We start from the raw sequence: 25156 nt of genomic DNA, 5'->3' as shown, positions 1-25156 counted from the left end.
GCGTCCCGGCCTGGCATTCCTGGGCGCGTCAGCCGACGGCGGGCAGCGGCTCGCCGTGGCCGTCGAAGGAGAGGTCGACGCCGGCCGCGGCGCACTCGCGGGCGATCAGGTCGAGGGCGTTCCAGAAGGACGGACTGCGAGCAGGTGTCCGCGCCAGATCAGTGAGGAGCGCCAACTTCGCGAGCCGTGCCGCGTCTGCGGCGGTCGATGTGGAGTTCTCGTACTGCAACGCGTCGAGAGCGATCTCGACCTCCTCTCGCCTCTGTGGCACGGGATCTGCCAGGAAGGCGTTCCACGAGTCCTCGACCGGAGGACAGAAAGCCGGGTCCTGTACTTGCCCCGGAATCGCGCAACCGCTCGCCAGAAGGACAGGGATCGCGAGCGATATCGTTCGTAGAGATCGGACTCGAGCCAAGAGAGTTCATCCCTCGACGTACATATGGCCGGTCGCAATCCAGATCGTGCACGCCTTCTTCCGATGGTCCGGCTGGGATGTCTCGAAAATGTGGTAGCAGGTCGACTCCCCCGTGTACCAGGTAACACATCGGCCCTGGTACTCGTATTCGCACAACTTGTTGCGGTTGTACGAACCCGGTGCGACCGTCAGTTTCTTCGGCCCTACCGGCTTGTACGCAATTGACGGTGCGGAGAGCGGGTCTGGAGAAGCAGCTGCCGCGGGCGCTCCCGCAAGGCACGCCAAACCGATTGCGGCAATGGAGAACGCCCTGGTCGCAATCGAAGGAGAAAACGTATTACTTGTAGTCATGTCAGCCTCGGTCCTATCTTGCTCTTGAGATGTCATTCGTGAGCTTCACTCACAGCTGACACAGTAGGGCGAGAGTTGTCGGGGAGAAAGCTTTTGCTCTGATCGGCGCAGAACACGCGCTGCACGGCGTCGGACGCACGGGGTAGCGTCGGTGGGTGCGTGCTCCGTGGAAGAACCGTGAACCCGGGGCGCGGCTCCCCCGCGATGTGAAGGTCCTCGGGATCGTCGCCTTCTTCGTGATGCTGGGGTTCGGCGTCGTCGTGCCGGTGCTGCCGGTGTACGTGCGGAGCTTCGGGGTCGGCTACGTCGAGGTCGGCGCGGTGGTGTCGGCGTTCGCGCTGATGCGGCTGGTCGCGAATCCTTTCGTCGGGCCGCTGGTCGACCGGGTGGGCGAGCGCATCGTGCTGGCCGTCGGCATCGGGATCGTGGCGGTGTCCAGCGCGCTCGTCGGGCTCGCCGGCGACTACGCGCACCTGCTGCTGCTGCGCGGGGCGGGCGGGATCGGCTCCGCGATGTTCTCGGTCGCCGCGATGACGCTGCTGCTGCGGACGGCGGATCCGGAGCGGCGGGGCCGGTCGATCGGCTTCTACCAGGGCGGGTTCCTGCTCGGCGGCATGGCGGGACCGGCCGTCGGCGGCGTGCTGACGGCGATCTCGCTGACCGCTCCCTTCTTCTTCTACGCGGGGACGCTCGCGATCGCCGGGCTGGTCGGGCTGGTGCTCCTGCAGCGGCCGGACCGGGACGCGGAGGCGAAAGCGGCCGTCGCGGCGCCGAAGCCGATGCGGGAGGTCGCCCGCGATCCGCGCTACCAGAGCGCCGTGCTCGCGAACTTCGCGCTCGGCTGGTCGGCGATGGGCGTCCGGGCGACGCTCGTGCCGGTGCTCGTCGTCGAGGGACTGGGCGACGAGCCGGCCTGGACGGGCATCGCGTTCGCCATCGCAGCGGTGGTGCAGACCATCGCGCTCGCGCCGGCCGGGCGCTTCGTCGACACGGTCGGGCGGCGGCCCGCGCTGATCGGCGGGTTCGCCGTCGCGGCCGTCGCGATGCTGGCGATGCCGCTGGTGCACGAGCTGTGGCTGCTGATCGCGCTGCTCTGCGTGTACGGAGCGGCGGCGGCGTTCATGGGGACGGCGCCGGGCGCGCTCGTGGGCGACGCGGCGGGTGAGCGCGGCGGCAAGCCGGTGTCGTTCTTCCAGGCGGCGTCGGACCTCGGCGGTGTCGTCGGGCCGCTGCTCGCGGGGGCGCTCGCGGACGCCGCGTCGCCGACGGCCGCGTTCGCCTCGGCGTTCCTGCTGCTCGGGCTGACCGCGGTGGTCGGGCTGCGGGTGCCGCGGCGCTGACCTGGTGGATCTCGAGACGCCCGCTCCGCGGGCTACTCGATCAGCAGGGAACGGCTACGTGTTGCGGCCGCGGGCGTCGACCGGCCAGGTGGCGGTGGTGCCGTCGGCGAGGAGGACGCGGTAGTCGTCAGCGAGGTTGACGGCGACGCAGACGTGGTTGGGGGCGATGCGGATCCGGGTGCCGAGCGGCAGGTCGACGCCGGTGATCGTGGCGTGGTGCTCCGAGAGGACGGTGATGCGGGCCTCCGGGTGCTCGAGCAGGCGGCCGAAGCCGGTCGAGGTGGCGCCGCGGTCGGAGGAGAGCACCTTGCTGCCCGCGTCGGCGATCAGGTGGTCGTCGCGGCGGGCGACGATCGTCGCGAGCACGGTGACGGCGATCGACTCCGGGCCGATGGTGCCGATCTCCCACTGCTGCGCGTCGCCGAGGGCCGAGACGCCCGGGCGCAGCTCGGTGAGGACGCCCGTGTCGGCGAACTCGAGGGACGGAGTGGAGCCTCCGCTGATCACGCGGGCCGTGACCCCGGCGTCGGCGAGCGAGGCGGCGGCGGCCGTCAGCGCGGCGGCCTCGTCGCGGGCCGCGGCGCGGCGGCCGTCGAGGGCGTAGCTGTGGCCGGGGAAGGTGAAGACGCCCACGACGTCGAGCCCCGCCTCGACCGCGGCGGCAGCGACCGCGCCGGCCTCCTGCGGCGGCACTCCGCTGCGGTGGTGGCCGGAGTCGACCTCGACGACGACCTCGAGCCCCGCCGGGATCGCGGCGGCGAGACGGCGCGCCGACTCCGCGGAGTCGGCGCCGACCCGGACCCGCGCCCGCTCGAGCACCCCGCGGAGGCGGGCGGCGCGCTCGGCGTCGAGCCAGAGCGGGTAGGCGATGAAGAGGTCCTCGACGCCGCCGGCCGCGAACACCTCCGCCTCGGACACCGTCGCGACGGTGAGGCCGACCGCGCCGGCCGCCAGCTGCCGCCGGGCGATCTCGATCGACTTGTGCGTCTTGGCGTGCGGGCGCAGCGCGACGCCGCGGTCGCGGGCCGAGCGGGCGGTGGCCGCGATGTTGCGGTCGAGGATCGCCTCGTCGAGCACGAGCGCGGGCGTGGGGACGCTGTCCGGGATGCGAGGCACGGGGCGATCATAGGGCGGCTCTCCTCTACGGTGAAGGGGACCCGAAGGAGTGCCGCATGCGCGAGCAGGAAGCTCGAACCCATCACGAGGACGCCGCTGCGCGCGCCGCCTCGTTCGGCAAGGGGATGCTGGCCGCGACCTACGCCCTGCGGCACGAGAAGGGGCTCGACGTCGTGTTCGTGCTCCGCGACACCGGCCCCGACTTCCTGATCGGGATGGGCGCGGCCTCGGACGACTTCCGCTCCGTCCTCTCCGTGGGCCTCGACAGCCGCGACGGCGTGCTCCGCCCCACCGCGAGCCACACGATCGACGGGCGCCGCCGCGGCGTGCCCGCCCGAGTGGTCTTCCGCGGTGACGGCGCGCTGGTCATCGAGGCGAGCCCCCTGCCGTTGCGCGACCGCCCCGCGTCACTGAAGTGCTGGTCGTTCGTCCGCGCGGGCGAGGAGGAGCACTACTCCGACGTCTCGGGCTTCGTCGCTCCGGCCCTCGCCGACCTGCCGCCCGTGCCGCTGAAGACGCGACCGCGGGCTCAGGCGCGCCGCTAGGGCCCGCCGGACGCGGGACCGCCGTCGCGAGCACGCGGGATCGTGTCCGACAGGCCCTAGGGTGTGGTCAGACCGGTCCGCCGCCGGTCGCCCGCGCCCGACGGAAGGCCGAGCTCCATGGATCCCGACGACTCCCCGACCCTCGAGCAGGCCCCGCCGCAGCGGCGGATCGTGACCACGCGCACCGGCGCGGTCGTCGCCGTCGGCGCACTCGGCGCCGTGATGCGCACCGAGGGCGCGATCTACGGCACGGTGCTCTCGCTCACGCTGATCGCCGTCGGCTGGAACGAGGACACAGACCTCGACGTCCTGCTCTTCCTTCTCGGCTCGGTGACCGTGTTCTGGATCGCGCACCTGTACTCCGGGACGATCGCCCGCCTCCCCGAGTCGGATCCGACTCCGCGCTCCGTGCTCGCCGCTGTGCGCGACACCGCTCGGCACTCGATCGGGATGATCGCCGCGATGGTCGTGCCGGCGCTGCTGCTCGCGCTCGGCCCGCTCGGCGTGCTGGACGAGTGGACGGCGTACTACCTGGCGCTCGGCGCGGGCGTGGCGATCCTCGCCGCGCTCGGCTACCTGATGTCGGCGCGGCGCGGCAGCTCGTGGCGGCGCCGACTGCTCAGCACGCTCGTCACGACGCTCCTCGGGTTCGTCGTGGTGTGGCTGAGCACGCTGGTGCACTGACGCCCTGGTGCACTGAGCACTCCGGCTGCCAGGCTGACGGGATGACCTCTCAGCCCTCCGCGCTCCGTCCCTTCGGCCCGTCGGGCGCCACGGTGACCCGGCTCACCCTCGGCACCTCCTGGAACCCCGACCGCGTCGGCTCGCTCGGCACCGTCCCCGCGCTCGAGCGCGTGCTCGACTCCGGCGCCGGCCGCCCCGTCTCGGTGATCGACACCTCGAACGAGTACGCGCGCGGGCACAGCGAGCGGCTGATCGGCGAGGCGCTGCGGGCGCGCGGCGGGGTCCCGGAGGGGGTCACCGTCGTCACGAAGCTCGACCGCGACCCCGAGACGGGCAGCTACTCCGCCGAGCGGATGCGCCGCAGCCTCGACGAGAGCCGCGAGCGCCTGGGCATGGACGTCCTGCCGCTGCTCTACCTGCACGACCCGGAGCGCATCTCCTACGACGAGGCCTTCGCCGAGGACGGTCCGGTGCGCGCGCTCGTCGCGATGAAGGAGGCGGGCGTCGCGCTCTCGATCGGCATCTCGGGCGGGCCGGCGCCGATGCTGCGACACTACGTCGACACCGGGCTGTTCGACGCGGTCATCACGCACAACCGCTTCACGCTGGTCGACCGCTCCTCCGAGGAGCTGATCGACGCCTCCGTCGAGCGCGGCGTCGTCGTCGTGAACGCGGCCGTCTACGGCGGCGGGGCGCTCGCGCGCTGGCCGGAGCCGGTGCGCTCCTACGCCTACGCGCCCGCGCCGCAGGAGATCGTCGAGGCCGTCGCCGCGATGGGCCAGGCCTGCGAGCGGGCCGGAGTGCCGCTGGCGGCCGCGGCGCTGCAGTTCTCCACCCGCGACCCGCGCGTGACGACGACGGTGGTCGGCGCGACGACCGCCGAGCACTACGACGCGTTCGTCGCGGACGACGCGCTCGACATCCCCGACGCGCTCTTCGAGGAGCTGGAGTCGCTCGCGCCGCCGAGCTCGGTCTGGCAGGAGGCGCCGGGGTCGAGCTGGCCGCGCTGAGCGACAGCGGGGCCGCACCGGACGTCCGCGGGCATAGTCGGGCCGCTCCGTCGGTTGGGCCTGGAGTGACCGACACGACTGACACCCCGACCGACTCGCCCGCCCTCTTCCAGCCGCTGACCCTCCGCTCGCGCACCGCGCGCAACCGCGTCTGGGCCGCGCCGATGTGCCAGTACTCGGTGGAGGCGCAGGACGGCGTCCCGACTCCCTGGCACCTCGTGCACCTCGGCTCGCTCGCGCGCGGCGGGGCGGGGGTCGTGATCGTCGAGGCGACCGGCGTCGTCCCCGAGGGGCGGATCAGCCCCTGGGACACCGGGCTCTGGAACGACGCGCAGCAGGCGGCCTGGGCGCCGATCGTCGACTTCGTGCACGGGCAGGGCGCCCTCGCCGGCATCCAGCTCGCGCACGCCGGCCGCAAGGCGTCGACGTACCGCGAGTGGAGCGGGCGCGGCTCCGTCCCCGTCGACGAGGGCGGCTGGGAGAGCGTCGCCCCCTCCGCCGTCGCGTTCGAGGGCTACGCGGCGCCGCGGGCGCTCGACGCCGAGGAGCTGCCGGGGATCGTCGAGGCGTTCCGCGCCTCCGCCCGCCGCGCCGTCGATGCGGGCTTCGACGTGATCGAGCTGCACGCGGCGCACGGCTACCTGCTGCACCAGTTCCTCTCGCCGCTCTCCAACCACCGCGAGGACGCCTACGGCGGAGTGCTCGAGAACCGTGCGCGGCTCCTGCTCGAGGTCGTCCGCGCCGTGCGCGCCGAGATCGGCGAGCTGCCGCTGCTGGTCCGCTTCTCGGCCACCGACTGGGCCGAGGGCGGCTGGACGCTCGAGGAGACGATCACGGTCTCGGAGTGGGCGCGCGACGAGGGCGTCGACCTCTTCGACGTCTCGACCGGCGGACTCGTGAAGGGGACCGACATCCCGGTGGCACCGCTCTACCAGGTGCCGTTCGCCCGCGAGGTGGGCCGGGCGACCGGCGCTCCCGTCGGGGCGGTCGGGCTGATCACCACGGCTGAGCAGGCCGAGGGCGTGGTGGCCGGCGGCGACGCCGACGTGGTGCTGCTGGCGCGCGAGCTGCTGCGCGACCCGCACGCGCCGTCGCGGATGGCCCGCGAGCTCGGCGCTCCGCTCGGCCTCGTGCCGCCGCAGTACGCTCGCGCCTGGCGCTGAGACGACGAAGGGCCGGGGGCGTCACCGCCTCCGGCCCTTCCGTTCGTGCTGCTACTTCTCGTCGGCCTCGCCCTCGGAGTCGCTCGGGGCGTCCTCCTCGGGGTTGAAGTGCGAGTCGCCCGAGACGCCCAGGGCGATCCCGTCCTCGGAGTCAGGGATGGTGCCCTCGGTGCCGAGGCCGCCGTCCTCAGGAGTCCCGGTGTCCGGGGTGCTGTCGTCCGACATCGGGGCTCAGGCCTCGACGTCGCCGCGCCAGGCGCCGTCCGGCGTGCCCTTGGACTCGATGTACTCCTTGAAGTTCTTCAGGTCCTTCTTGACCGCGTGGCTGCCGGCTCCGACGAGCGAGCCGACGGTCTCGAAGAAGCCCTTCGGCTCCCAGTCGAGCTGCACGGTGACGCGGGTCTCGGTGTCCGAGAGCTTGTGGAAGGTGACGACGCCGGCGTGGTCGGTCTCGCCGCCGGTGCTGTTCCAGGCGACGCGCTCGTCGGGGTGCTGCTCGGTGATGTTGGCCTCGAACTCGCGCTCGACGGGGCCGACCTTCACCTTCCAGACGGTCAGCACGTCGGTGACCTGCTGGATCGACTCGACCTCGTCGAGGAACTTGGGGAACTCCTCGAACTGGGTCCACTGGTTGTACGCGACGGACACGGGGACGTTGACGTCGACGGTCTCGATGATCTGCGACACGGTAGTGCTCCTTGATGTCTCACTCGGTGTGCGGCAGGCCGCTGCTGCGGTCGCCTCCCTCGACGGTAGAGGCGAGCCGCCTGGGAGTTCACGTGGTTGCGGCTGGACGCAGACGTGGTACAACCCGGGAGCGGGCGGGATCTCGATACGCCCGCCCGCGGGCTACTCGATCAGCATCAGTCGTCGGTGCCTGCGTAGCGGTAGGCGGTGAAGGCCGGGGTGCCGGTCGTCGCGTAGAGGCCGAGGACGCGGCCGGTGAAAGAGGTGGCGGTCTCGGCGGTGAAGGAGCGGCCGTCGATGCGGGCGAGGGTGCGGGAGACGCCGCCGGCCTCCGCGCGGAGGACGAGGAAGTCGCTCGTCATCTGGCCGGGGCCGAAGCCGACGCCGGCGTCGCGCTCGGACTCGAGTATCAGCGTCACCGGGCCCTCGGGCAGCTCGGCGGTCCACTCCTGCTCGAAGGACGGGATCACTGCGCGGGCGGTGACCCGCGTGCCGGAACCGGTCGACTCCGCCTCGACCGACGCGAACGTCGTCTCGTCGTAGCGGACGGCGAGTCCGCCGACGCCGGCCGAGACGTCGACGACGACCGAGGCCTGCATCGTCTGGGTGAGCTGGCGGCGGCCGACGAACGTGGGCTGCGGGTGCCGCAGGGTGCGCCCCTCCCCCGGCAGCGACAGCCGGCCGTCCGCCACGGTGGCGAGCGCGGTCGGCAGGCGGCGCACACCGATCCAGCCCGCGTCGAGCGGACCGGAGAAGTCGACGTCGTCGCGCAGCGGACCGCGCGGCGCGAGCGCGACGGGCTCGGCGACCGGCCAGCCGTCCGCCCAGGTCACGCGGGTGACGAAGGTCTCACGGCCGAGCGCCGAGAAGGCACGGGTCGCCCCGCGCGGGCGGACACCGAGCAGGACGAGCAGGGTCTCGCCGTCGGGGCCCTCCACCAGGTCGCCGTGGCCGGTGTTCTGCACCGGTCGGGTGGTGCCGCGGGCGGTGAGGAACGGGTTGCCGGGCGCGGTCTCGAACGGGCCGATCGGGGAGTCGCTGCGGGCGATCGAGACGCCGTGGCCGCGCTCCGTGCCGCCCTCGGCGATGAGGAGGTACCAGACGTCCCGGCCGTCGACCGAGCGCCGGTACAGGTGCGGCGCCTCCGGGAAGCCGCCGCCGGTGCCCGACCAGAGCGAGCGCGGCTCCTCCAGGATGCGGCCGGCCGCGAGGTCGACCCGCACCTGCTGGATGCCGAGGTGCGCGCCGGCCTCCTCGCCGCTCAGGATGAGGCCGGAGTAGGTGACGAACGCGGTGCCGTCCTCGTCCCAGGCGAGGTCCGGGTCGATGCCCTGGAGGGGGCCGCCGTCGGCATCGGTCAGGACGGTGCCGTCGCTCCACTCCCCGGCCGGGTCCGCCGCGGTGAAGACGACGGTGCCCACTCCCGCGGGCACCGACACGATGACGTGGAAGAGGCCGTCGTGATGGCGGATGGTCGGCGCCCAGACGCCGAGGCCGGTGGGCACCTCCTCCACGCCGATCTGCTCGGCGCGGGTCGCGACGTTGCCGACGCGCTCCCAGGTCTCGAAGTCGGTGCTGCGGTACACGGGGATGCCCGGCAGGTACTCGAACGTCGAGGTGACCAGGTGGCAGACGCCGTCGACGCGGACGATGCTCGGGTCGGGGTTGAAGCCGGGGATCAGCGGGTTGGGGAAGGGGGCGCCGACGTCGCCGATCGCGACTCCGCCCGGCACGACGGCCGCGCTCATGCGCGCAGCTCCAGCCCGGTCACCAGCGGGACGTCCTCGAGCGAGGTGCCGAGGCGGATCGTGAACGCTCCGGCCTCGTACTCCCAGCCGTCGTTCCAGGTGGCGAGGAGGCGCGTCGGCACGGTGACGGCGATCTGCGCGCTCGCGCCCGCCTCCAGCGTCGCGCTCTCGAAGCCGACCAGCCAGCGCACCGGGCGCTCGACGGCGGAGTCGCGGCGCTCGGCGTAGGCCTGGAGCACCACCTTGCCGGCGCGCTCGCCGGTGTTGACGACGTCGACGAGCAGCGCGACGTCCTCCCCGCCGCGGACGGGCTCGGGCGAGGAGACCGACACGAGCTCGAACGAGGTGTAGCCGAGGCCGTGGCCGAAGACGTAGGCCGGCTCGACCTCGCTGCGCAGCCAGGCGCGGTAGCCGATGTGGATGCCCTCGTCGTAGTGCAGCTCGCCGTCGGTGGGCAGCGTGGAGAGGACGGGGACGTCCTCGATGGCGACCGGCCAGGTGGTGGGCAGGCGTCCGCCGGGCTCGACGCGGCCGAGCAGGACGTCGGCGACCGCGTCGCCCATCTCCTGCCCGCCGAAGTAGCCGACCAGCACGGCCGCGACCTCGTCGCGCCACGGCAGCAGCACGGGGGCGCCGGCGTTCACGACCACGACGGTGCGCGGGTTGACGGCGGCGACGGCGCGCACGAGCGCGTCCTGCTGGCCGGGCAGGTCGAGCGAGCTGCGGTCGTAACCCTCGGACTCGACCGCGGAGTTGGTGCCGACGACCACGAGGGCGACGTCGGCGTCGCGGGCGAGCGCCACCGCCTCCGCGATCAGCTCGTCGGCGGGGGTGGCGTCGGGCTCGAGGCCGTAGGTGAAGCCGAGCGCACCCTCGAGGTCGCCCTCCGCGTGCACGATGTCGTACTCGATCCGGATGTCGACGGGAGTGCCGGCGGTGACGGTCAGCGGCGCGGAGACCGACGGCGGGGCGAGCAGCGCGGCGCCGAGGTCGGAGCCGACGGCGGCGAGGGTCTCCTCGAGGAAGAGCGCGCCGTCGACGTAGACGCGGGCGGTGCCGGCGACGGCGAAGCCCAGGCGGACGGTCGCGTCGGCGGCGGGGGTGAGGATCGTCGAGAACTCGACGCGGGCCGAGGCGGCGATCGGCGCGGTGCCGCCGAACCAGACCAGCGAGGTGGCGCGGCGGTCCTCGACGAACAGCTCGGCGCCGTCCTCGGCGAGGAAGCGGACGCGCTGCCCGGGCTCGCCGGTGACGGGGTTGGTGATGGTGTCGAGGACGAGCGGGGCGACGCCGTCCTGCACGACCGCGCCGAGGGCGTAGTCGACGCGGGCGTGCGGCAGCGCGGCGCGGACGCCGTCGAGCGGGGTGACGACCTTCTCGGGGAGGACGGTCGCGGATCCGCCGCCCTGGGTGCGCGCCTCGCGGGCGTTGTGGCCGATCACGGCGACGGAGGATAGCGACGAGGCGTCCCACGGCAGCTCGCCGGAGTTGCGCAGCAGCACGCTGCCGGCCGCGGCGGCCTCGCGAGCGAAGGCGCGGCCGTCCTCGACGAGCACGGGCTCGGCGACGGCGGGCTCGAAGCCCTCGAGGGCGCCGACGCGCGCGGCGAGGCGGAGGATGCGGCGGACCTTGCGGTCGATGACCGACTCCTCGATCTCTCCGGCGCGGACGGCGACGACCAGCGCCGCCCCCCAGGGGCCGTCGGGCCCGGGCATGACGAGGTCCTGCGCGGCGCGGGCGCTGTCGACCGAGCGCACGGCGGTCCAGTCGCTGATGACGACGCCGTCGAAGCCCCACTCGTTGTTCAGCGGGGTCTCCAGCAGGTCGCTCTCGGTGGCGGTGGTGCCGTTGATCGAGTTGTAGGAGCTCATCACGAGCCAAGCGCGGGTCTCGACGATCGCGCGCTCGAAGGCGAGCAGGTAGAGCTCGCGGAGCGCGCGGTCGCCGACGCGGACGTCGACGGTGAAGCGGTCGGTCTCGGAGTCGTTGGCGATGTAGTGCTTGGGAGTGGCGCCGACGCCGTTCTCCTGCACGCCGGCCACGTAGGCGGCGGCGAGATCGGCGGTGAGCACCGGGTCCTCGCTGAAGCCCTCGAAGTGGCGGCCGCCGAGCGGGGAGCGGTGCAGGTTGATGGTCGGGCCGAGGACGACGTCGACGTCCTTGCGGCGCGCCTCGACCGCGGCGGCGGCGCCGTAGCGGCGGGCGATCGAGCGGTCCCAGGAGGAGGACAGCGCGGTCGCGGAGGGCAGGTTGAGCGAGGGCGAGCGCTCGTCCCAGACCTCGCCGCGGACGCCCGACGGGCCGTCGGAGACGAGCATGCGGCGCAGGCCGATCCTCTCGATCGGCCAGGTGGTCCAGAAGTCGCGGCCGGTGAGCAGCTGCACCTTCTCCTCGAGGTCGAGGCGCGCGATCAGCTCGGTGAGCAGGGCGTCGGCGTCGGGTCCCTCGGCCGGGATGCGGGGAGCAGTGGAGGTGTCGGTCACGGTGACTCTTTCTCTCTCGGGAGGCGACGTCGTCGTCCCTCAAAACCTAGCAGTAGTGGGTTTCTGACGGTGCACCCCGCCCCGGCCCCTTCCGCGAGATGCCACTTGAGTACGCGACACGCCGGGTGAGGCGTACCGAAGAGGCATCTCGCGGAGAGGGGACGGACGCGCAGCGCGTCCAGGGGTCGGGGCGTCAGGGGTGGGCGGCCACGAAGGCGCGGCGCTCCTCGCGGCGGGTGGCCTGGCGGACGGGGTCGGCGACGGGGGCGGCCAGGAAGAGGCGCTGGGTGTAGGGGCGCTCCGGGCGGGAGGTGACCTGGTCGCCGTCGCCCCACTCCACGATCTCACCGTGGTACATCACGGCGACGCGGTGCGAGAGGTGCCGCACGACGGCGAGGTCGTGCGAGACGAAGAGGTACGCGACTCCGGTGCGCTCCTGGATCTCGGTGAAGAGGTGGAGGACGCGCGCCTGGGTCGAGAGGTCCAGCGCCGAGACGGGCTCGTCGCAGACGATCAGCCGCGGTTCGAGGGCGAGCGCCCGGGCGATCGCGATCCGCTGGCGCTGGCCGCCGGAGAACTCGCGCGGCAGGCGGTCGGCCGCCGACTGGGGCAGGCCCACCTGGTCGAGCAGCTCGCGCACCCGCTTCGAGGCGACCTTCGCGTCGACCTTCCGCACGGTGAGCGGCTCCACCAGGATCTGCTCGATCGTCAGCGACGGGTTGAGCGAGGTGTACGGGTCCTGGAAGACGACCTGGATCTCGGAGGAGAGCCCGCGGCGCTGGCGCCGGTCGAGGTGCGCGATGTCGCGCCCGTTGTAGAGGATCTCGCCGCCGGTGACCGGGGCGAGCCCCAGGACCGCGCGGCCGAGGGTGGTCTTGCCCGAGCCGGACTCGCCGACCAGGCCGACCGTCTCGCCGGGGCGGATGTCGAGCGAGACGCCCTTGAGCGCCTGGAACGGCTTCGCGCGGAAGCCCTTGCCCGGGTACTCGACGACGACGTCCTTGACGTCCAGCAGCAGCTCGGACGGTGCAGCGGGTGCGGCGCTCATCGGCTCGACTCCTTCACGGCGGTGGTGGCGACGAGGGGTCCGCGGGCGGGCCCCTCCTCGAGGATCGCGTCGAACAGGGCGCGGGTGTAGGGGTGGCGGGGGTCGGCGAAGATCGAGCGCACGGGCCCGGTCTCGACGATCCGGCCGTCGCGCATGACCGAGACGCGGTCGCACAGGTCGGCGACGACGCCGAAGTTGTGCGTGACGAGGATCATGCCCATGTTCAGCTCCGACTGCAGCTCGCGGAGCAGGTCGAGCACCTCGGCCTGCACCGTGACGTCGAGCGCGGTGGTCGGCTCGTCGGCGATCAGCAGGTCGGGGTCGCAGGAGACGGCGCCGGCGATCAGCACGCGCTGGGCCATGCCGCCGGAGACCTCGTGCGGGTAGGCGTCGAACGTGCGCTGCGGGTTCGGGATGCCGACCCGGGCGAGCAGGCCGAGCGCCCGCTCCTTCGCCGCCGCCTTCGAGAGACCGAGGCAGATCCGCATCGGCTGCACGAGCTGCGTGCCGATGGTGAAGGAGGGGTCGAGGTTCGACATCGGCTCCTGCGGGATGTACGCGATGCGCTTGCCGCGGAGCTTGGTCATCTCCTTCTCCGACAGGTGCGCGAGGTCCTTGCCGTCGAAGACGATCGAGCCGCCGGTGATCCGGCCGCCCTCGGGCAGCAGGCGCAGCACCGACCAGGCGGTCTGCGTCTTGCCCGAGCCCGACTCGCCGATCAGGCCGTGGATCTCGCCGCGGCGGACCGCGAGGGACACGTCGTGCACCACGGTCTTGACCGAGCCGTCGTTCTGGCCGTAGCCGACCGAGAGGTTCGTGACGCGGAGGATCTCCTCGGCACTGCGGGCGCCGGCCTCCTCCTCGTGCACGACGGTCTTCGGCGCCGCGGCGGTTTCGTCGAGCATCGTCTGGATGCCGATCGTGGAGAGGCTGGTCGGCACCGTCGCGGGGGCCGAGGCGGACTTGCGCTTCTTCGAGCGCTTGGCTCCGGAGGCGCTGCGCTCGAGCTCGTCGCGCATCGCGTTGCCCAGCAGGGTCAGCGCGATGGAGGTGAGCGCGATCGCGAGGCTCGGCCAGAGCATCAGGATCGGGGCGTTGAAGACGTTGGAGAAGCCGTCGTTGAGCATCGAGCCCCAGGTCGGGATCGACAGGTCGCCGAGGCCGAGGAACTCGAGTCCGGCCTGGATCGCGATCGCGATGCCGGCGACGAGCGAGGCCTGGATGATGACGGGAGCGCGGACGACGGTGAGGATGTGCCGCGCGATGATCCGGCCGTTGCTGAGGCCGGACACCCGGGCCGCGTCGACGAAGAGCTCGCCGCGCACCGCGGTGACGGAGGCGTAGACCAGCCGGTGGAAGGCCGGCGAGAGCAGGACGCCGAAGATGGCCATCGAGAGCCACATCGAGGGGCCGATGACGGCGCGGGCCGCCAGCAGGACGACGAAGCCGGGCAGCGCCATCACGAGGCCGGAGGTCCAGGCCGAGACCGAGTCGAACCAGCCGCCGAAGTAGCCGGCCAGCAGTCCGCTGGTCACGCCAATGACGACGGCGACGGCGAGCGCGACCAGGGCGCCGGCGAGGCTGAACTGGGTGCCGAAGAGCAGTCGTGAGAGGACGTCGCGGCCCGCGCTGTCGGCGCCGAGCAGGTGCGCGGCGCCGGGCTCGGCGAGCACGTCCTGCAGCGAGGCGCGGTTCGGGTCGGCCGGGGCGAGCAGCGGCGCGAAGATCCCGGAGAGGACGACGATCGCGAGGAAGACCAGCGAGACGAGCCCGACCGGGTTGTGCAGCAGGCGGCGGAAGAGGTGCGTGCGGGCGGCGCGCTCCTCCACTCCGACCGACGGGGTGCTGGCGGGCAGCGGAGTCGTGGCGGTCATGAGAGTCGCACCTTCGGGTTGAGCCAGCCCTGGAGCAGGTCGATGAGCAGGTTGACGATGACGACGATGATCGCGGTGACGAGCACGAGGCCCATCACCAGCGGGATGTCGCCCTGGGTGGTCGCGGTGACCGCGACCTGGCCGAGACCGGGGATCGCGAAGATCTGCTCGACGATGACGGCGCCGCCGAGGAGGCCGATGAACTGCACGGCGAGGACGGCGAGTGCGGGGCCGCCGGCGTTGCGCAGCACGTGCTGGAACACGATCCGGTTGGCCGGGAGGCCGCGCGAGCGCAGGGTCCGCACGTAGTCCTGGCGGAGGGCGTCGATGACGGAGCCGCGGACCTGCTGGGCGACACCGGCGATGCCGCCGATCGCGAGGGCGATGATCGGCAGGGTGACCGTGGCGATCCAGCCCGAGAACGAGTCGGTGAGGTTGACGTAGCCGGTCGGCTTGAACCAGCGGAGGTTGATCGCGAAGACGGTGACGAGGCCCAGCGCGATCAGGAAGCCGGGGATCGCGAAGCCGAGGATCGACACCAGCTGCACGAGCTTGTCCGCCCAGCCCCGGCGGACCGCGGCCCAGACGCCGAGCACGACCGCGACGATCGCGGAGATGATCGTGGCGCCGATGACCAGGGAGAGCGTGACGGTGACGCGGGTGGAGATGGCGGTGGTGACCGCCTGCCCGGTGAACCAGGAGCTGCCGAGGTCGCCGGTCACGGCGTGGCCGAGCCAGCCGAGGTACTGCGACCAGATCGGCTGGTCGAGGCCGAGCTGCGCGGCCCGCTGGGCCACGGCCTCCGGCGTCGCGTTCTGCCCGAGGATGCGGCGGGCGATGTCGCCGCCGCCGAGATAGAGGAGTGCGTAGGCGACGACGGAGATCAGCACCACGAGGATGATCCCCGAGACGACGCGTCGCAGGATGAACCTGGTCATCAGTGGTCCTTCGAACGGAGGAGGGCGCGGGCCTGATCAGCGGATCGGTGACGCGCGGAGAGAGGGAGCGGGCGGGTCGACCGGAGCCGACCCGCCCGCCGATCCGGATCAGGCCGGGGTGATGTTCCAGAGGTACGGGTAGGCGTTGCCCGTCTGGGTCTCGACCTTCGTGTTCGCGTCGGTCACGAAGCTCGACTGCTGGCGGTACCAGGGGGCGAACCAGGCGTTCTCGACCGTGTAGGCGTTGACGGCCTGGACGGCGGCGGCGTAGCCGGACTCGTCCGCGGTGCGGACGGCCTCGATCAGCGTCTCGAGCTCGGGGTCGGCGTTCTTGAAGGGGTTGAAGATCGCATTGGGGCTGAGCTCGAAGTTGATCAGGGCCCAATCGGGGTCCTGCTGCAGCGTGAGCCAGGTGGCGGCGTACTTCGGGGCGAGGACGTCGGCGATGAAGTTGTTGCCGGCGTCGGTGTAGGTGACGGTGATGCCGACCTCGGAGAGCTGCTGCTGGATCAGCGTGAAGGTCGAGGAGCCGACGAGCGAGCTCGAGGGCATGTTCAGCTCGAAGCCGTCCGGGTAGCCGGCCTCGGCGAGCAGCTCCTTGGCCTTCTCGGGGTCGTAGGGGTAGTCGTCGTCGAGCGACTCGTCGTAGCCCTCGGAGGAGGTCGGGAAGATCTGCGTGGTCGGGGTGCCGTAGCCCTGGCCGATGGCCTTCAGCAGCGACTCCTTGTCGAACGCGTAGTTGATGGCCTGGCGGACGCGGACGTCCTTCAGGGCCGGCGCGATGGTGCCGTCGCGGTCGAGCAGCAGCAGACCGGTCCAGTTGAGCTCGAAGGCGTTGACGGTGAAGCCCGACGCCTCGATCTCCTTGAGGTCGTTGTTGTCGACCGTGTTCGCCGCGTTGACCTGACCGCCCTTGATCGCGTTCACCAGAGCGGTGGAGTCGCTGTAGACGTTGATGTTCAGGTTGTCGTAGTGGACCGAGTCCTCGTCCCAGTAGCCGTCGCGCTTGGTGAAGGCGTAGGAGGTGCCGATGACGGTCTTGGCCGCGTCGAGCTCGTAGGGGCCGGAGCCGACGGGGACGGTCTGGATGTCGGCCGACTCGAAGGCGGAGGGCGCCTCGACGAGGCCGGCGTTCTGGGTCAGGTAGAAGAGGAAGGTCGGGTTGGCCTGCTTGAGGGTCACCGTGACGGTCGAGGCGTCGGTCGCGACGGCGTCGGCGAGGTCGGCCATCTTGTTCGTGTCGGGCGAGTTGCCGTCGCGGAAGCGGATCAGGTTCTGCGCGACGGCGTCGGCGTCGAGCGTCGAGCCGTCGGAGAAGGTCACGCCGTCGCGGATGGTCAGGGTGAGGACGGTGTTGTCCTCGTTGTAGGACCACTCGGAGGCGAGGCCCTCGGTGATGGTGCCGTCGGGCTCGGCGCGCAGCACCGTGTCGTAGACGGCCTGCATGTAGGGCGACTCGTTGGCCCAGTACGAGTCCGCCGCGGCGAACGTCGACAGGGTCTGGATCGCACCCAGCGTGAGCGTCTCGCTCGAGCCGCCGGAGGCACCGCCGCCGGAGTCGGCCGCGCAGCTGGTCAGGCCGACCATCGTGGTGACGGCGATCGCAGCGGCCGCCAGCCTCTTCCATCGGAACATCTTCGGTCTCCAGGTTCTCCCGGTTCTCCCATGAACCGGTGCCGAGGAAGCTAACACGAAAAACAGATGACCCCTAGGTTTTGAGAAGAAAAACTTCGGCCCGTTAGGTTTTCGTGATTCTCGTGACCGTTCACATCGCGTCGGCTCCTCGGAACTGCGCTCCGACCGGCGCGTCTTCGAAAGCCGACTCCGCGCCGGGTTTTTGACTAAGAAACCTCGAAGGGTTAGGTTTCTCGCACCGGAGGCTCCGTGCCCCCTCGCAACGATGCGCCTGGAGGCACTTCATGGCACTCCCCACCTCTCCCCCGCGGCGACCGCGCGGGCAGTACGCCAAGACCGCCGCCCGGCGCGCCGAGATCGTGGCCGCGGGCCTGGAGGTCTTCTCGGCGAGCGGCTACCACGCCGCGTCGCTCCGCGAGATCGCCGAGAAGGTCGGGCTCAGCCAGGCCGGCGTGCTGCACCACTTCGCCAACAAGTGGGAGCTGCTCTCGGCGGTGCTCACCCTCCGCGACGACCACTCGATCGTCCGGGTGCCCAGCGGCGACGCCGTCCCCGGCATCGACACGGTCCGCGCGCTGATCGACCTCGTCGCCTACAACACCGAGATCCCGGGGCTCGTCGAGCTGCAGTGCGTGCTCTCGGCGGAGGCGACCCACGCCGACCACCCGGCGCACGAGTACTTCGCGAAGCGCTACCGCTTCATCGTCGACCTGTTCACCGGCGCGTTCGGCGACATGCTGACCCGCGGGCAGCTCGTGCCGGGCGTCGATCCGCGCAGCGCCGCGATCCGCGTGATCGCGACCATGGACGGGCTGCAGGTGCAGTGGCTGCTGCAGCGCGACGCCCTCGACATGCAGGCCGAGTTCCGGCGCACCGTGCAGACCCTGACCACCGTGGAGGTGTGACCGTGGGCTTCTCCCGCGAATCGACCCTGGCCGCCGTCCTCGACCACGGGGAGGCGGGCGACGTCGTGCGCCGCTTCGTACCGGGCGTCGTCAACTCGCCGCTGCTGGTGCAGCTGCGCTCCGCTCCGGTCGGACTCGTCGTGGGGATGGACCCGCTGCTGAAGGCGGACCCCGAGCGCGAGGCGTCGTTCTGGGCGGCGCTCGACGCGGTCGACGACTCCGGAGTCGCGGCGCCGCGGCCGGAGCGGGTGGCCGTGCTGCCGCGCTCCGATTACGAGGGCGAGGACGTGGCTGTCGCGTCCGCCGCGGTGCGACCTGTCGCGGTGGGGACCGTGTGGGCGCCGGCCGAGGTCGTCGTCGACGGGCCGGCGCACGGCAACCCGTTCGTGGACGTCGAGTTCTCGGCGGAGTTCTCGCTCGGGACCGAGACAGTGCGGGCGGGCGGGTTCTACGACGGCGACGGGGTGTACCGGGTGCGGTTCCTGCCTCCCGCCGCCGGCGTCTGGAGCGTGTCCACCGCGTCCACCGCGCGCTCGCTCGACGGGCTCACCGCCTCCGTGACCGTCGAGGCCGCCCTGCCCGGCGCGCACGGGCCGGTGCGGGTCGCCGACACCTTCCACTTCGCGCACGAGGACGGCACCCGGCACCTGCCGCTCGGCACGACCGCGTACGCCTGGACGCACCAGAGCGAGGCGCTGCAGGAGGCGACTCTCGCCACACTCGCCGACGCGCCGTTCACCAAGGTGCGGCACTGCGTCTTCCCGAAGGCGTACCTGTACAACACGAACGAGCCGGAGCTGTACCCGTTCGAGCGCGACGGCGACGGCTGGGACTTCGACCGGCCGGCGCCCGCGTTCTTCCGCCGGCTGGAGGAGCGGGTCGCGGACCTCGACGCGCTCGGCATTCAGGCCGACGTCATCCTCTTCCACGCCTACGACCGCTGGGGCTTCTCGGACATGGGCCGCGCGGCCGACGACCTCGTCACCCGCTACGTGGTCCGCCGCCTGGCCGCCTCGCCGAACGTCTGGTGGTCGCTCGCCAACGAGTACGACCTGCTCTGGTCGAAGACCGTCGACGACTGGGAGCGCCTCGCCGCGCTCGTCGTCGCCGAGGATCCCGTGGGCCACCTGCTCTCCATCCACAACTGCTTCGGCTTCTACGACTACTCCCGGCCGTGGATCACGCACGCGAGCGTGCAGCGGATCGACGTGTACCGGACCGCCGAGAACACCGACGCCTGGCGCGAGCAGTGGGGCAAGCCGGTCGTGATCGACGAGTGCGCCTACGAGGGCGACATCGACCAGGGCTGGGGCAACATCACCGGCGAGGAGATGGTCCGGCGGTTCTGGGAGGGGGCGGTGCGGGGCGGCTACGTCGGCCACGGCGAGACGTACCTCAACGACCGCGAGGAGCTCTGGTGGTCCAAGGGCGGCGAGCTGGTCGGCGACAGCCCGGCGCGCATCGCCTTCCTCCGCCGGATCACCGCCGAGATGCCGGACGGGCGGATCGACCCGCTGCCCTCGGACTGGGACGCGCCCTGGGGCGGGGGCGGCGGCGTGCAGCTGGTCTACTTCGGCTTCAACCGGCCGCGGTTCCGGCAGATCGTGCGCGACCCCTCCGACTCCTGGATCGTGGACGTGATCGACACCTGGGGGATGACCGTCTCGCGGGTGCCCGGGGTGTTCTCCGGGTCGTTCCGGGTGGAGCTGCCGGCGCGGCAGTTCATGGCCGTGCGGCTGACGCGGGTGGTCTCGTGAGCGGGGGCGCGGGGGCGGTTGTGGGCGCAGTGCCGCCGCGGGTGCGGGTGATCTCGGACAACGACTACTCCGGCGACCCGGACGGACTGGTGCAGCTCGCGCAGCACGCGCTGTCGCAGTCGGTCGAGCTGGCGCTGGTCGTCGGCTCGCGGCTGCGGCCGGGCGACCCGTTCGATCCCTCCGAGCGGACCGCCGACAACGCGGCGGCGGCGGCGCGCGAGGTGCTCGGACTCTGCGGGCGCCCGGACGTGCCGGTGGTCGCGGGGTCGAACGCTCCGGATGCTGGTGTCTCGGCGGCGGCGCGCGCGATCGTCGCGGAGGCGCTGCGGGACGACCCGCGGCCGCTGTACCTCTGCGCCGGTGCCGGGCTGACCGAGGTCGCGGCGGCGCTGCGCCTCGAGCCGTCGATCGCGTCGCAGATGACGCTGGTCTGGATCGGCGGGCCGGAGCACCCCGGCCTGGCCGTCCCTCCGCCCGGCGCGATGCCGATCGAGTACAACCTGCTGATCGACGTGCCCGCCGCCGCGGAGGTGTTCGCGTCCTCGCTGCCGATCGAGCACTTCCCGCGCGACGCGTACCGGCAGCCGCTCGCCTCCGTCGCCGAGCTGCGCGTGCGGATGCGCACCGCAGGCGAGCTCGGCCGGCACCTCTACGACGCCCTCGACGGCGTCTTCCGCAGGGGCGCCGCGCACGGTCTGAGCCTCGGGGAGACCTACGCCCTCGGCGACAGCCCGCTCGTCCTCGCGACCGCCCTGCTCTCCGCCTTCGAGCCCGACGCCTCCTCCAGCCGCACCGCACGGGTCCCCCGCCCCTCGATCACCCCCGACGGCCAGTACGGCCCGCGCGCCGGCGACGGCCCGGACCTCCGCGTCTACACCCACGTCGACACGCGCCTCCTCCTCGAGGACCTCTACGCGAAGCTGGCGCTGCACGCCCTGGAGGCCTGAGCGCGGGGCGAGCCCGCCGATGCGAGTGGACGCGCACCGGGCGCTGCGCAGGCCCGTACGCCCGTTCCGCGTCCACTCGACGCACCCGGAGTCACCGACTGGACACTTCTCGGGTCCCGAGCGGCAGCTGGAGCCCGAAACGCGTCCACTCGTGGAACGCACCCACCCCTGCTGGTCGAGTAGCCGCGCGGCGGCGTATCGAGACCGACGTGTCCGAGCGCCGGCCGCACGTGTCGGGCTGGATCCGGCGCGCGGTTCGACACTTTCTGTGGTTTCGAGCCTGCGGAACCAGCAGAAAGTGTCGAATCGGGATGACCGGCGCACGTGGTCCGGCGCAGACGGTCGTCTGCGTGCGTGGCGGACGACCGTTCGTGACGGATCGGAGCGGGAGCGGGCTCAGCGCTGGGGGTCGCCGCCGAGCTGGCCGATGGGGGGCAGCGGGCCGCCGTCGTCGGCGCCGGTGCGGCGCCAGCGGGCGACGGCGTTGCCGAGGTGGTAGATCACGAGGGCCGCGGCCGCGCCGAGGACGATGCCGCCGAGCTCGAAGCCGCCGGAGCTGAAGGAGAAGCCGGCGATCGCGATGACGAGGGAGACGGCGGCGGTGTACTGGTTGACCGGGCGGGAGAAGTCGACGCGGTTGTCGATCCAGATCTTGATGCCGATCACGCCGATGAGGCCGTAGAGCGCGGTGGTCGCGCCGCCGAGGACGCCCGCGGGGATCGAGTTGAAGACCGCGCCGACCTTGGGCGAGAGGCTCAGCAGCACGGCGGTGACGCCGGCCACCCAGTAGGCCGCGGTGGAGTAGACGCGGGTCGCGGCCATCACGCCGATGTTCTCGCCGTAGGTGGTGGTGCCCGAGCCGCCGAACGCGCCGGAGACGGTGGTGGCGATGCCGTCGGCGATCAGGGCGCGGCCGGTGTGCTGGTTGACCGAGGAGTCGGTCATCGTCGCGACGCCGCGCACGTGGCCGACGTTCTCGGCGATGAGCACGAGGACGACGGGCAGGAACATCGCGATGCCCGACCACGTGGATCCGGAGGCGAAGTCGGGGAAGGTGAACGGCGGCAGGCCGACCCAGGCGGCGTCGGCGACGGCGGAGTAGTCGATCTCCTGGCGGATCAGCGCGACGACGTAGCCGATCACGACGCCGACGAAGATCGAGACGCGGCCGAGGAAGCCGCGGAAGAAGACGCTGCCGAGGATGATCGCGGCGAGCGTGACCGTCGCGGTGACCGGCGCCTGCTGGAAGCTCGACCAGGCGGTCGGGGCGAGGTTGAAGCCGATCAGTGCCACGATCGCGCCGGAGACCACCGGGGGCATCAGGCGGTCGATCCAGCCGAGCCCGGCGAACTGCACCACGAAGCCGACGAGCGCGAGCAGCACGCCGACGGCGACGACTCCGGCGAGCGCCGATCCCGTGCCGCCGACCGCCGTCGCCGCGGTGACCGGGGCGATGAACGCGAAGCTCGAGCCGAGGTAGCTGGGCAGCTTGTTGCGGGTGATCAGGAGGAACAGCAGCGTGCCGACCCCCGAGAAGAGCAGGGTCGTCGCGACGGGGAAGCCGGTGAGCACGGGCACGAGGAAGGTCGCGCCGAACATCGCGACGACGTGCTGGATGCCGATCGCGACGGTCGCGGGCCAGTTGAGCCGCTCGGCGGGGCCGACGACGGCTCCGGGCGCGACGGTGCGGCCGTCGCCGTGCAGGGACCAGATGGGCATGGGGCTCCTCGGCGGAAGGGGTGGGGAGGGGGCGCTCCAGAGTAGCGAGGCGGCGGGTGGGCGACGGCGCCCTCCCGTGACGCAGCCGGGAGCGCGTTCGGCGCGCCGGTGAAAGAACGGCGGGCGTGCCGGACAGGAGGGAGCATGAGGCACATGCCAGCTCCCCTCGCGGGTCCCGACCGCTTCGCCGCGCTCGCCGGCGCGGTCGCCGAACCCGTCCGCCGCTACCTGTGGCGCCGCACCGACGAGGCCACCGCCGACGACGTGCTCGCCGCCACCCTCGCCGTGCTCTGGCGCCGCGTCGCCGACGTGCCGGAGGACGACCCGATCGCCTGGTCGATCGGCGTCGCCCGGCTGCAGCTGCAGAACGCGCGCCGGATGCAGCGGCGCCAGGTACTGCTCACCCACCGGATCGCGGTCGTCGATCCCCCGCAGGTCGTGCGCGACGCCGACGGACCCTCCGCCACCGACGACGCCGTGCGCTTCGTGCTCTCGCGGCTGCGCGAGTCGGACGCGGAGCTGCTGCGGCTGTGGTCGTGGGAGGAGCTCGACGCCCGGCAGATCGGCGAGGTCCTCGGGATCACGCCGAACGCGGCGTCGATCCGGCTGCACCGGGCGCGCCTGCGCTTCGCGGAACTGTACGAGAGCCGCACCGAAGACCCGACGACGACAGAAGGAGGAGCACGATGACCGCGATCGAGGACTCGGAGCTGCGCCGGCTGGTGCGCTCGACCGACCCGGCGGAGGGGCTCGCTCCGCTCACCCGCGCGCAGCTCGCCGAGCACCGGGAGCGGGCGATGGGCGCGCAGGCGTCGGGCGGGCAGGCGCTGGGCGAGCCGGGCACCGAGCCCCACGACTCCGACCCCACCGCCGTCCACCGCCGCCGCTCCCCCTGGCTGATCGTCGGAGTCGGCGCGCTCGCCGTGGGCGCCGCCGCGTCGCTCCTGCTCCCCTTCGCCCTCGGCGTCACCACCGGCGGCTCCGCCTCCGCGCTGCGGCTGCCCGCGACCGGCGGACCGATGGACATCTGCGCCCCGGTCACCGCCGAGGCGCTCGCGCCGTCGCAGCTCGCCTTCCGCGCCGAGGTCGCCTCGATCGACGACGGCACCGTCACCCTGCGCGTGATCGACCGCTTCGCCGGCGACGTCGGCGACGCCGTCTCGGTCACCCAGGCGGCGGAGTCCGCGGTCGACGGGGCCCCGATCGTCTTCGAGCGGGGCGTCGACTACCTGATCGCCGCCGACGGCGACACGATCCTCACCTGCGGGCTGAGCGCGGCCGACTCCCCCGAGCTGACGAGCCTGTACCGGGAGGCGTTCGCGCAGCGGTAGCCGAGGGCCTCAGGAGAAGAGCCCGAGCACCCACCCGAGCACCAGCGGGCCGAAGGCCACGGCGAGCACCCCGAGCCCGAGCACGAAGCCGACGAGACTCGCGCGGGCACCGCGGAGCCGGTCGTCGGCGCGCAGGCGCTCGCGCGCTCCGAGCGCGAGCACGATCGCGGCCACCGCCAGCGCGGAGGCGAGCAGAGGGATCCCGACGAGCAGCGCGCCGAGCACGGCGGCGCCCGCACTCGCGAGCGCCCGGGAGTCGACGGGTCCCGGGGCCGTGCGCGCCTGCTCGCTCATCCTCCGAGCCTGGCACACCCGTGCGCGCCCGGCACGGATCCCGCCCGGCACGGACCACGCCTGCGCGCACGCCTCGAACGGCGCGGCCCCCACGCGCCCGCCCGGGTCGCACGCGCACCCCCTCGGTGGCAAGGGGCTCTGCAAACGCCCCCAGCGCGACGGAGGGTGGGAACACCGACGATCCTTCTGGAGGCAATGGTGTACTTCCACGTTCAACGACTCATCAACGACATCGAGCAGGACGAGCCGGATCCGGCCGCCGCGAACGCGCTGCAGGAGGGCCTCGGCGGGCAGTTCGGCGAGATGCGCACGATGATGCAGTACCTCTTCCAGGCGATGAACTTCCGCGGCGCGGACGCGAAGCCGTACCGCGACCTGATCCAGGGCATCGGCACCGAGGAGATCGGCCACGTCGAGCTGATCGGCACGACCATCTCGCGCCTGCTCGACGGCTCGCCGCGCTACCAGGGCAAGCCGACCGACCCGCTGGACACCCCGGGTGCCGGCGGCGCGACTCCGCTGAACATCGCGCTCGACACGGGCAACATCCACCACTACCTCGTCGGAGCGCAGGGCGCCCTGCCCGTCGACTCGGTCGGCAACCCGTGGAGCGGCAGCTACGTCTACAACTCGGGCAACCTCGTGCTCGACCTGCTCTACAACCTCATGCTCGAGTCCACCGGGCGGCTGCAGAAGTGCCGCATCTACGAGATGACGCAGAACAAGACCGCTCGCTCGACCATCGCGTACCTGATCGTCCGCGACCAGGCGCACGAGAACGGCTACGCGAAGGCACTGGAGACCCTCGGCATCGACTGGAAGAAGACCCTGCCGATCCCGAAGACAAACGCCGAGAAGTTCCCCGAGGTGAAGAAGCTGGTCGACCTCGGCCTGCAGAGCAAGCAGTTCACCTTCGACCTCGAGGGCGCGTCCGAGGCGGGCAAGATCTTCCGCGGCGCCTCCCCCTCGAACGACGGAACCGACCTCTCGGCGAACGAGCAGGCCCCCGAGGGCGTGCCGTCGACGATCGCGCCGGAGCGCTTCGAGGAGTTCTCGCCGGGTCTGGACCCCGAGCTGCTGAAGCTCATCCAGACCACGGCCGAGATGGAGCTGGACGAGATCACCTCGTTCTACGGCCCCACCGCGAAGTAGCACGACCCCTCCGG

The 25156-nt window shown here is 72.3% G+C and carries 23 protein-coding genes; 11 read left to right on the top strand and 12 right to left on the bottom strand.

Features of this window, described 5'->3' with window-relative positions:
* Positions 1-28 precede the first annotated feature (28 nt).
* Positions 29-271: a hypothetical protein gene (locus HRK28_RS10620; RefSeq protein ID WP_173251458.1), complete on the bottom strand. Its 243-nt coding sequence runs from the start codon at positions 269-271 to the stop codon at positions 29-31.
* A 650-nt stretch (positions 272-921) separates the two neighbouring features.
* Between HRK28_RS10620 and HRK28_RS10615 the strand changes: the two genes are divergently transcribed.
* Entirely contained in the window at positions 922-2106 is a 1185-nt protein-coding gene (locus tag HRK28_RS10615; RefSeq protein ID WP_244231678.1) for an MFS transporter, read from the top strand.
* A 54-nt stretch (positions 2107-2160) separates the two neighbouring features.
* On the opposite strand, the gene HRK28_RS10610 is transcribed toward HRK28_RS10615, so the two are convergent.
* Positions 2161-3222 carry an alanine racemase gene (locus HRK28_RS10610; protein ID WP_367948393.1) on the bottom strand — a complete coding sequence of 354 codons (1062 nt, stop codon included), beginning with the start codon at positions 3220-3222 and terminating at the stop codon, positions 2161-2163.
* A 56-nt stretch (positions 3223-3278) separates the two neighbouring features.
* Here HRK28_RS10610 and HRK28_RS10605 point away from each other — a divergent pair, with 56 nt between their 5' ends.
* The 4 genes from HRK28_RS10605 (at position 3279) to HRK28_RS10590 (ending at position 6624) form a co-directional block, all read left to right on the top strand.
* Complete coding sequence (locus HRK28_RS10605; protein WP_160090740.1) at positions 3279-3767, top strand: hypothetical protein; 489 nt, start codon at positions 3279-3281, stop codon at positions 3765-3767.
* Between the two features lie 117 nt (positions 3768-3884).
* A complete protein-coding gene (locus tag HRK28_RS10600) occupies positions 3885-4451 on the top strand; it encodes a hypothetical protein (RefSeq protein WP_160090741.1) in 567 nt (188 codons plus the stop codon).
* 41 nt (positions 4452-4492) lie between these two features.
* Positions 4493-5461, top strand: a complete 969-nt coding sequence (locus tag HRK28_RS10595; protein ID WP_173251457.1) for an aldo/keto reductase — start codon at positions 4493-4495, stop codon at positions 5459-5461.
* Between the two features lie 65 nt (positions 5462-5526).
* Positions 5527-6624: an NADH:flavin oxidoreductase/NADH oxidase gene (locus HRK28_RS10590; RefSeq protein WP_160090743.1), complete on the top strand. Its 1098-nt coding sequence runs from the start codon at positions 5527-5529 to the stop codon at positions 6622-6624.
* A gap of 51 nt (positions 6625-6675) precedes the next feature.
* Here HRK28_RS10590 and HRK28_RS10585 read toward each other — a convergent pair whose 3' ends face one another.
* The 8 genes from HRK28_RS10585 to HRK28_RS10550 all read right to left on the bottom strand — a co-directional run bounded on the left by HRK28_RS10585 (position 6676) and on the right by HRK28_RS10550 (position 17037).
* On the bottom strand, positions 6676-6849 hold the full coding sequence (locus tag HRK28_RS10585; protein WP_164874539.1) for a hypothetical protein: 174 nt from the start codon (positions 6847-6849) through the stop codon (positions 6676-6678).
* 6 nt (positions 6850-6855) lie between these two features.
* Positions 6856-7311: an SRPBCC family protein gene (locus HRK28_RS10580; protein WP_160090744.1), complete on the bottom strand. Its 456-nt coding sequence runs from the start codon at positions 7309-7311 to the stop codon at positions 6856-6858.
* A 176-nt stretch (positions 7312-7487) separates the two neighbouring features.
* Positions 7488-9059, bottom strand: a complete 1572-nt coding sequence (locus HRK28_RS10575) for a glycoside hydrolase family 43 protein (protein WP_173251455.1) — start codon at positions 9057-9059, stop codon at positions 7488-7490.
* Positions 9056-11485 carry a glycoside hydrolase family 3 C-terminal domain-containing protein gene (locus HRK28_RS10570; protein ID WP_217274717.1) on the bottom strand — a complete coding sequence of 810 codons (2430 nt, stop codon included), beginning with the start codon at positions 11483-11485 and terminating at the stop codon, positions 9056-9058. Before HRK28_RS10570 ends, HRK28_RS10575 begins: the two co-directional genes overlap by 4 nt.
* Before the next feature lie 250 nt (positions 11486-11735).
* Positions 11736-12590: a dipeptide/oligopeptide/nickel ABC transporter ATP-binding protein gene (locus HRK28_RS10565; RefSeq protein ID WP_173251453.1), complete on the bottom strand. Its 855-nt coding sequence runs from the start codon at positions 12588-12590 to the stop codon at positions 11736-11738.
* Entirely contained in the window at positions 12587-14464 is a 1878-nt protein-coding gene (locus tag HRK28_RS10560) for a dipeptide/oligopeptide/nickel ABC transporter permease/ATP-binding protein (RefSeq protein WP_173251452.1), read from the bottom strand. The genes HRK28_RS10565 and HRK28_RS10560 overlap by 4 nt, the downstream gene beginning before the upstream one ends.
* Positions 14461-15402 (bottom strand): ABC transporter permease, encoded by a 942-nt coding sequence (locus tag HRK28_RS10555; protein WP_123705420.1) that lies wholly within the window; start codon positions 15400-15402, stop codon positions 14461-14463. The genes HRK28_RS10560 and HRK28_RS10555 overlap by 4 nt, the downstream gene beginning before the upstream one ends.
* A gap of 108 nt (positions 15403-15510) precedes the next feature.
* Positions 15511-17037: an ABC transporter substrate-binding protein gene (locus HRK28_RS10550; RefSeq protein ID WP_173251450.1), complete on the bottom strand. Its 1527-nt coding sequence runs from the start codon at positions 17035-17037 to the stop codon at positions 15511-15513.
* A gap of 284 nt (positions 17038-17321) precedes the next feature.
* Between HRK28_RS10550 and HRK28_RS10545 the strand changes: the two genes are divergently transcribed.
* From HRK28_RS10545 to HRK28_RS10535, 3 genes are read left to right on the top strand one after another with little or no spacing between them, the layout of a single operon-like run.
* Positions 17322-17942 (top strand): TetR/AcrR family transcriptional regulator, encoded by a 621-nt coding sequence (locus tag HRK28_RS10545; protein WP_173251448.1) that lies wholly within the window; start codon positions 17322-17324, stop codon positions 17940-17942.
* Positions 17939-19699: a DUF5605 domain-containing protein gene (locus HRK28_RS10540; protein ID WP_367948392.1), complete on the top strand. Its 1761-nt coding sequence runs from the start codon at positions 17939-17941 to the stop codon at positions 19697-19699. The genes HRK28_RS10545 and HRK28_RS10540 overlap by 4 nt, the downstream gene beginning before the upstream one ends.
* A 47-nt stretch (positions 19700-19746) precedes the next feature.
* Complete coding sequence (locus tag HRK28_RS10535; RefSeq protein WP_217274647.1) at positions 19747-20646, top strand: nucleoside hydrolase; 900 nt, start codon at positions 19747-19749, stop codon at positions 20644-20646.
* Positions 20647-21042: 396 nt separating this feature from the next.
* Here HRK28_RS10535 and HRK28_RS10530 read toward each other — a convergent pair whose 3' ends face one another.
* Positions 21043-22365 carry a uracil-xanthine permease family protein gene (locus tag HRK28_RS10530; protein ID WP_173251444.1) on the bottom strand — a complete coding sequence of 441 codons (1323 nt, stop codon included), beginning with the start codon at positions 22363-22365 and terminating at the stop codon, positions 21043-21045.
* Positions 22366-22518: 153 nt separating this feature from the next.
* Here HRK28_RS10530 and HRK28_RS10525 point away from each other — a divergent pair, with 153 nt between their 5' ends.
* Both HRK28_RS10525 and HRK28_RS10520 read left to right on the top strand, forming a co-directional pair.
* The gene (locus tag HRK28_RS10525) at positions 22519-23055 is read left to right on the top strand and encodes an RNA polymerase sigma factor (RefSeq protein ID WP_173251443.1); all 537 of its coding nucleotides are present in this window, start codon (positions 22519-22521) and stop codon (positions 23053-23055) included.
* Complete coding sequence (locus HRK28_RS10520; protein ID WP_173251441.1) at positions 23052-23696, top strand: hypothetical protein; 645 nt, start codon at positions 23052-23054, stop codon at positions 23694-23696. The genes HRK28_RS10525 and HRK28_RS10520 overlap by 4 nt, the downstream gene beginning before the upstream one ends.
* 9 nt (positions 23697-23705) lie before the next feature.
* Here the strand turns inward: HRK28_RS10520 and HRK28_RS10515 are convergent, their stop codons facing one another.
* On the bottom strand, positions 23706-23990 hold the full coding sequence (locus HRK28_RS10515; RefSeq protein ID WP_173251439.1) for a hypothetical protein: 285 nt from the start codon (positions 23988-23990) through the stop codon (positions 23706-23708).
* 198 nt (positions 23991-24188) lie between these two features.
* On the opposite strand from HRK28_RS10515, the gene HRK28_RS10510 reads away from it, so the two are divergent.
* Positions 24189-25142 (top strand): manganese catalase family protein, encoded by a 954-nt coding sequence (locus HRK28_RS10510; RefSeq protein WP_127888570.1) that lies wholly within the window; start codon positions 24189-24191, stop codon positions 25140-25142.
* Positions 25143-25156: the final 14 nt, after the last annotated feature.

Source organism: Rathayibacter sp. VKM Ac-2835, assembly GCF_013266705.1.
Taxonomy (GTDB): domain Bacteria; phylum Actinomycetota; class Actinomycetes; order Actinomycetales; family Microbacteriaceae; genus Rathayibacter.
This window is presented reverse-complemented; position numbering and strand designations above follow the sequence as displayed.

Bases quoted from the DNA above. Each gene is read 5' to 3' on its own strand.
- HRK28_RS10605 (WP_160090740.1), top strand. From the start codon at position 3,279: ATGCGCGAGCAGGAAGCTCGAACCCATCACGAGGACGCCGCTGCGCGC.
- HRK28_RS10520 (WP_173251441.1), top strand. From the start codon at position 23,052: ATGACCGCGATCGAGGACTCGGAGCTGCGCCGGCTGGTGCGCTCGACC.
- HRK28_RS10575 (WP_173251455.1), bottom strand. From the start codon at position 9,059: ATGAGCGCGGCCGTCGTGCCGGGCGGAGTCGCGATCGGCGACGTCGGC.
- HRK28_RS10585 (WP_164874539.1), bottom strand. From the start codon at position 6,849: ATGTCGGACGACAGCACCCCGGACACCGGGACTCCTGAGGACGGCGGC.
- HRK28_RS10515 (WP_173251439.1), bottom strand. From the start codon at position 23,990: ATGAGCGAGCAGGCGCGCACGGCCCCGGGACCCGTCGACTCCCGGGCG.
- HRK28_RS10550 (WP_173251450.1), bottom strand. From the start codon at position 17,037: ATGTTCCGATGGAAGAGGCTGGCGGCCGCTGCGATCGCCGTCACCACG.
- HRK28_RS10560 (WP_173251452.1), bottom strand. From the start codon at position 14,464: ATGACCGCCACGACTCCGCTGCCCGCCAGCACCCCGTCGGTCGGAGTG.
- HRK28_RS10565 (WP_173251453.1), bottom strand. From the start codon at position 12,590: ATGAGCGCCGCACCCGCTGCACCGTCCGAGCTGCTGCTGGACGTCAAG.
- HRK28_RS10530 (WP_173251444.1), bottom strand. From the start codon at position 22,365: ATGCCCATCTGGTCCCTGCACGGCGACGGCCGCACCGTCGCGCCCGGA.
- HRK28_RS10595 (WP_173251457.1), top strand. From the start codon at position 4,493: ATGACCTCTCAGCCCTCCGCGCTCCGTCCCTTCGGCCCGTCGGGCGCC.
- HRK28_RS10525 (WP_173251443.1), top strand. From the start codon at position 22,519: ATGCCAGCTCCCCTCGCGGGTCCCGACCGCTTCGCCGCGCTCGCCGGC.
- HRK28_RS10555 (WP_123705420.1), bottom strand. From the start codon at position 15,402: ATGACCAGGTTCATCCTGCGACGCGTCGTCTCGGGGATCATCCTCGTG.
- HRK28_RS10600 (WP_160090741.1), top strand. From the start codon at position 3,885: ATGGATCCCGACGACTCCCCGACCCTCGAGCAGGCCCCGCCGCAGCGG.
- HRK28_RS10545 (WP_173251448.1), top strand. From the start codon at position 17,322: ATGGCACTCCCCACCTCTCCCCCGCGGCGACCGCGCGGGCAGTACGCC.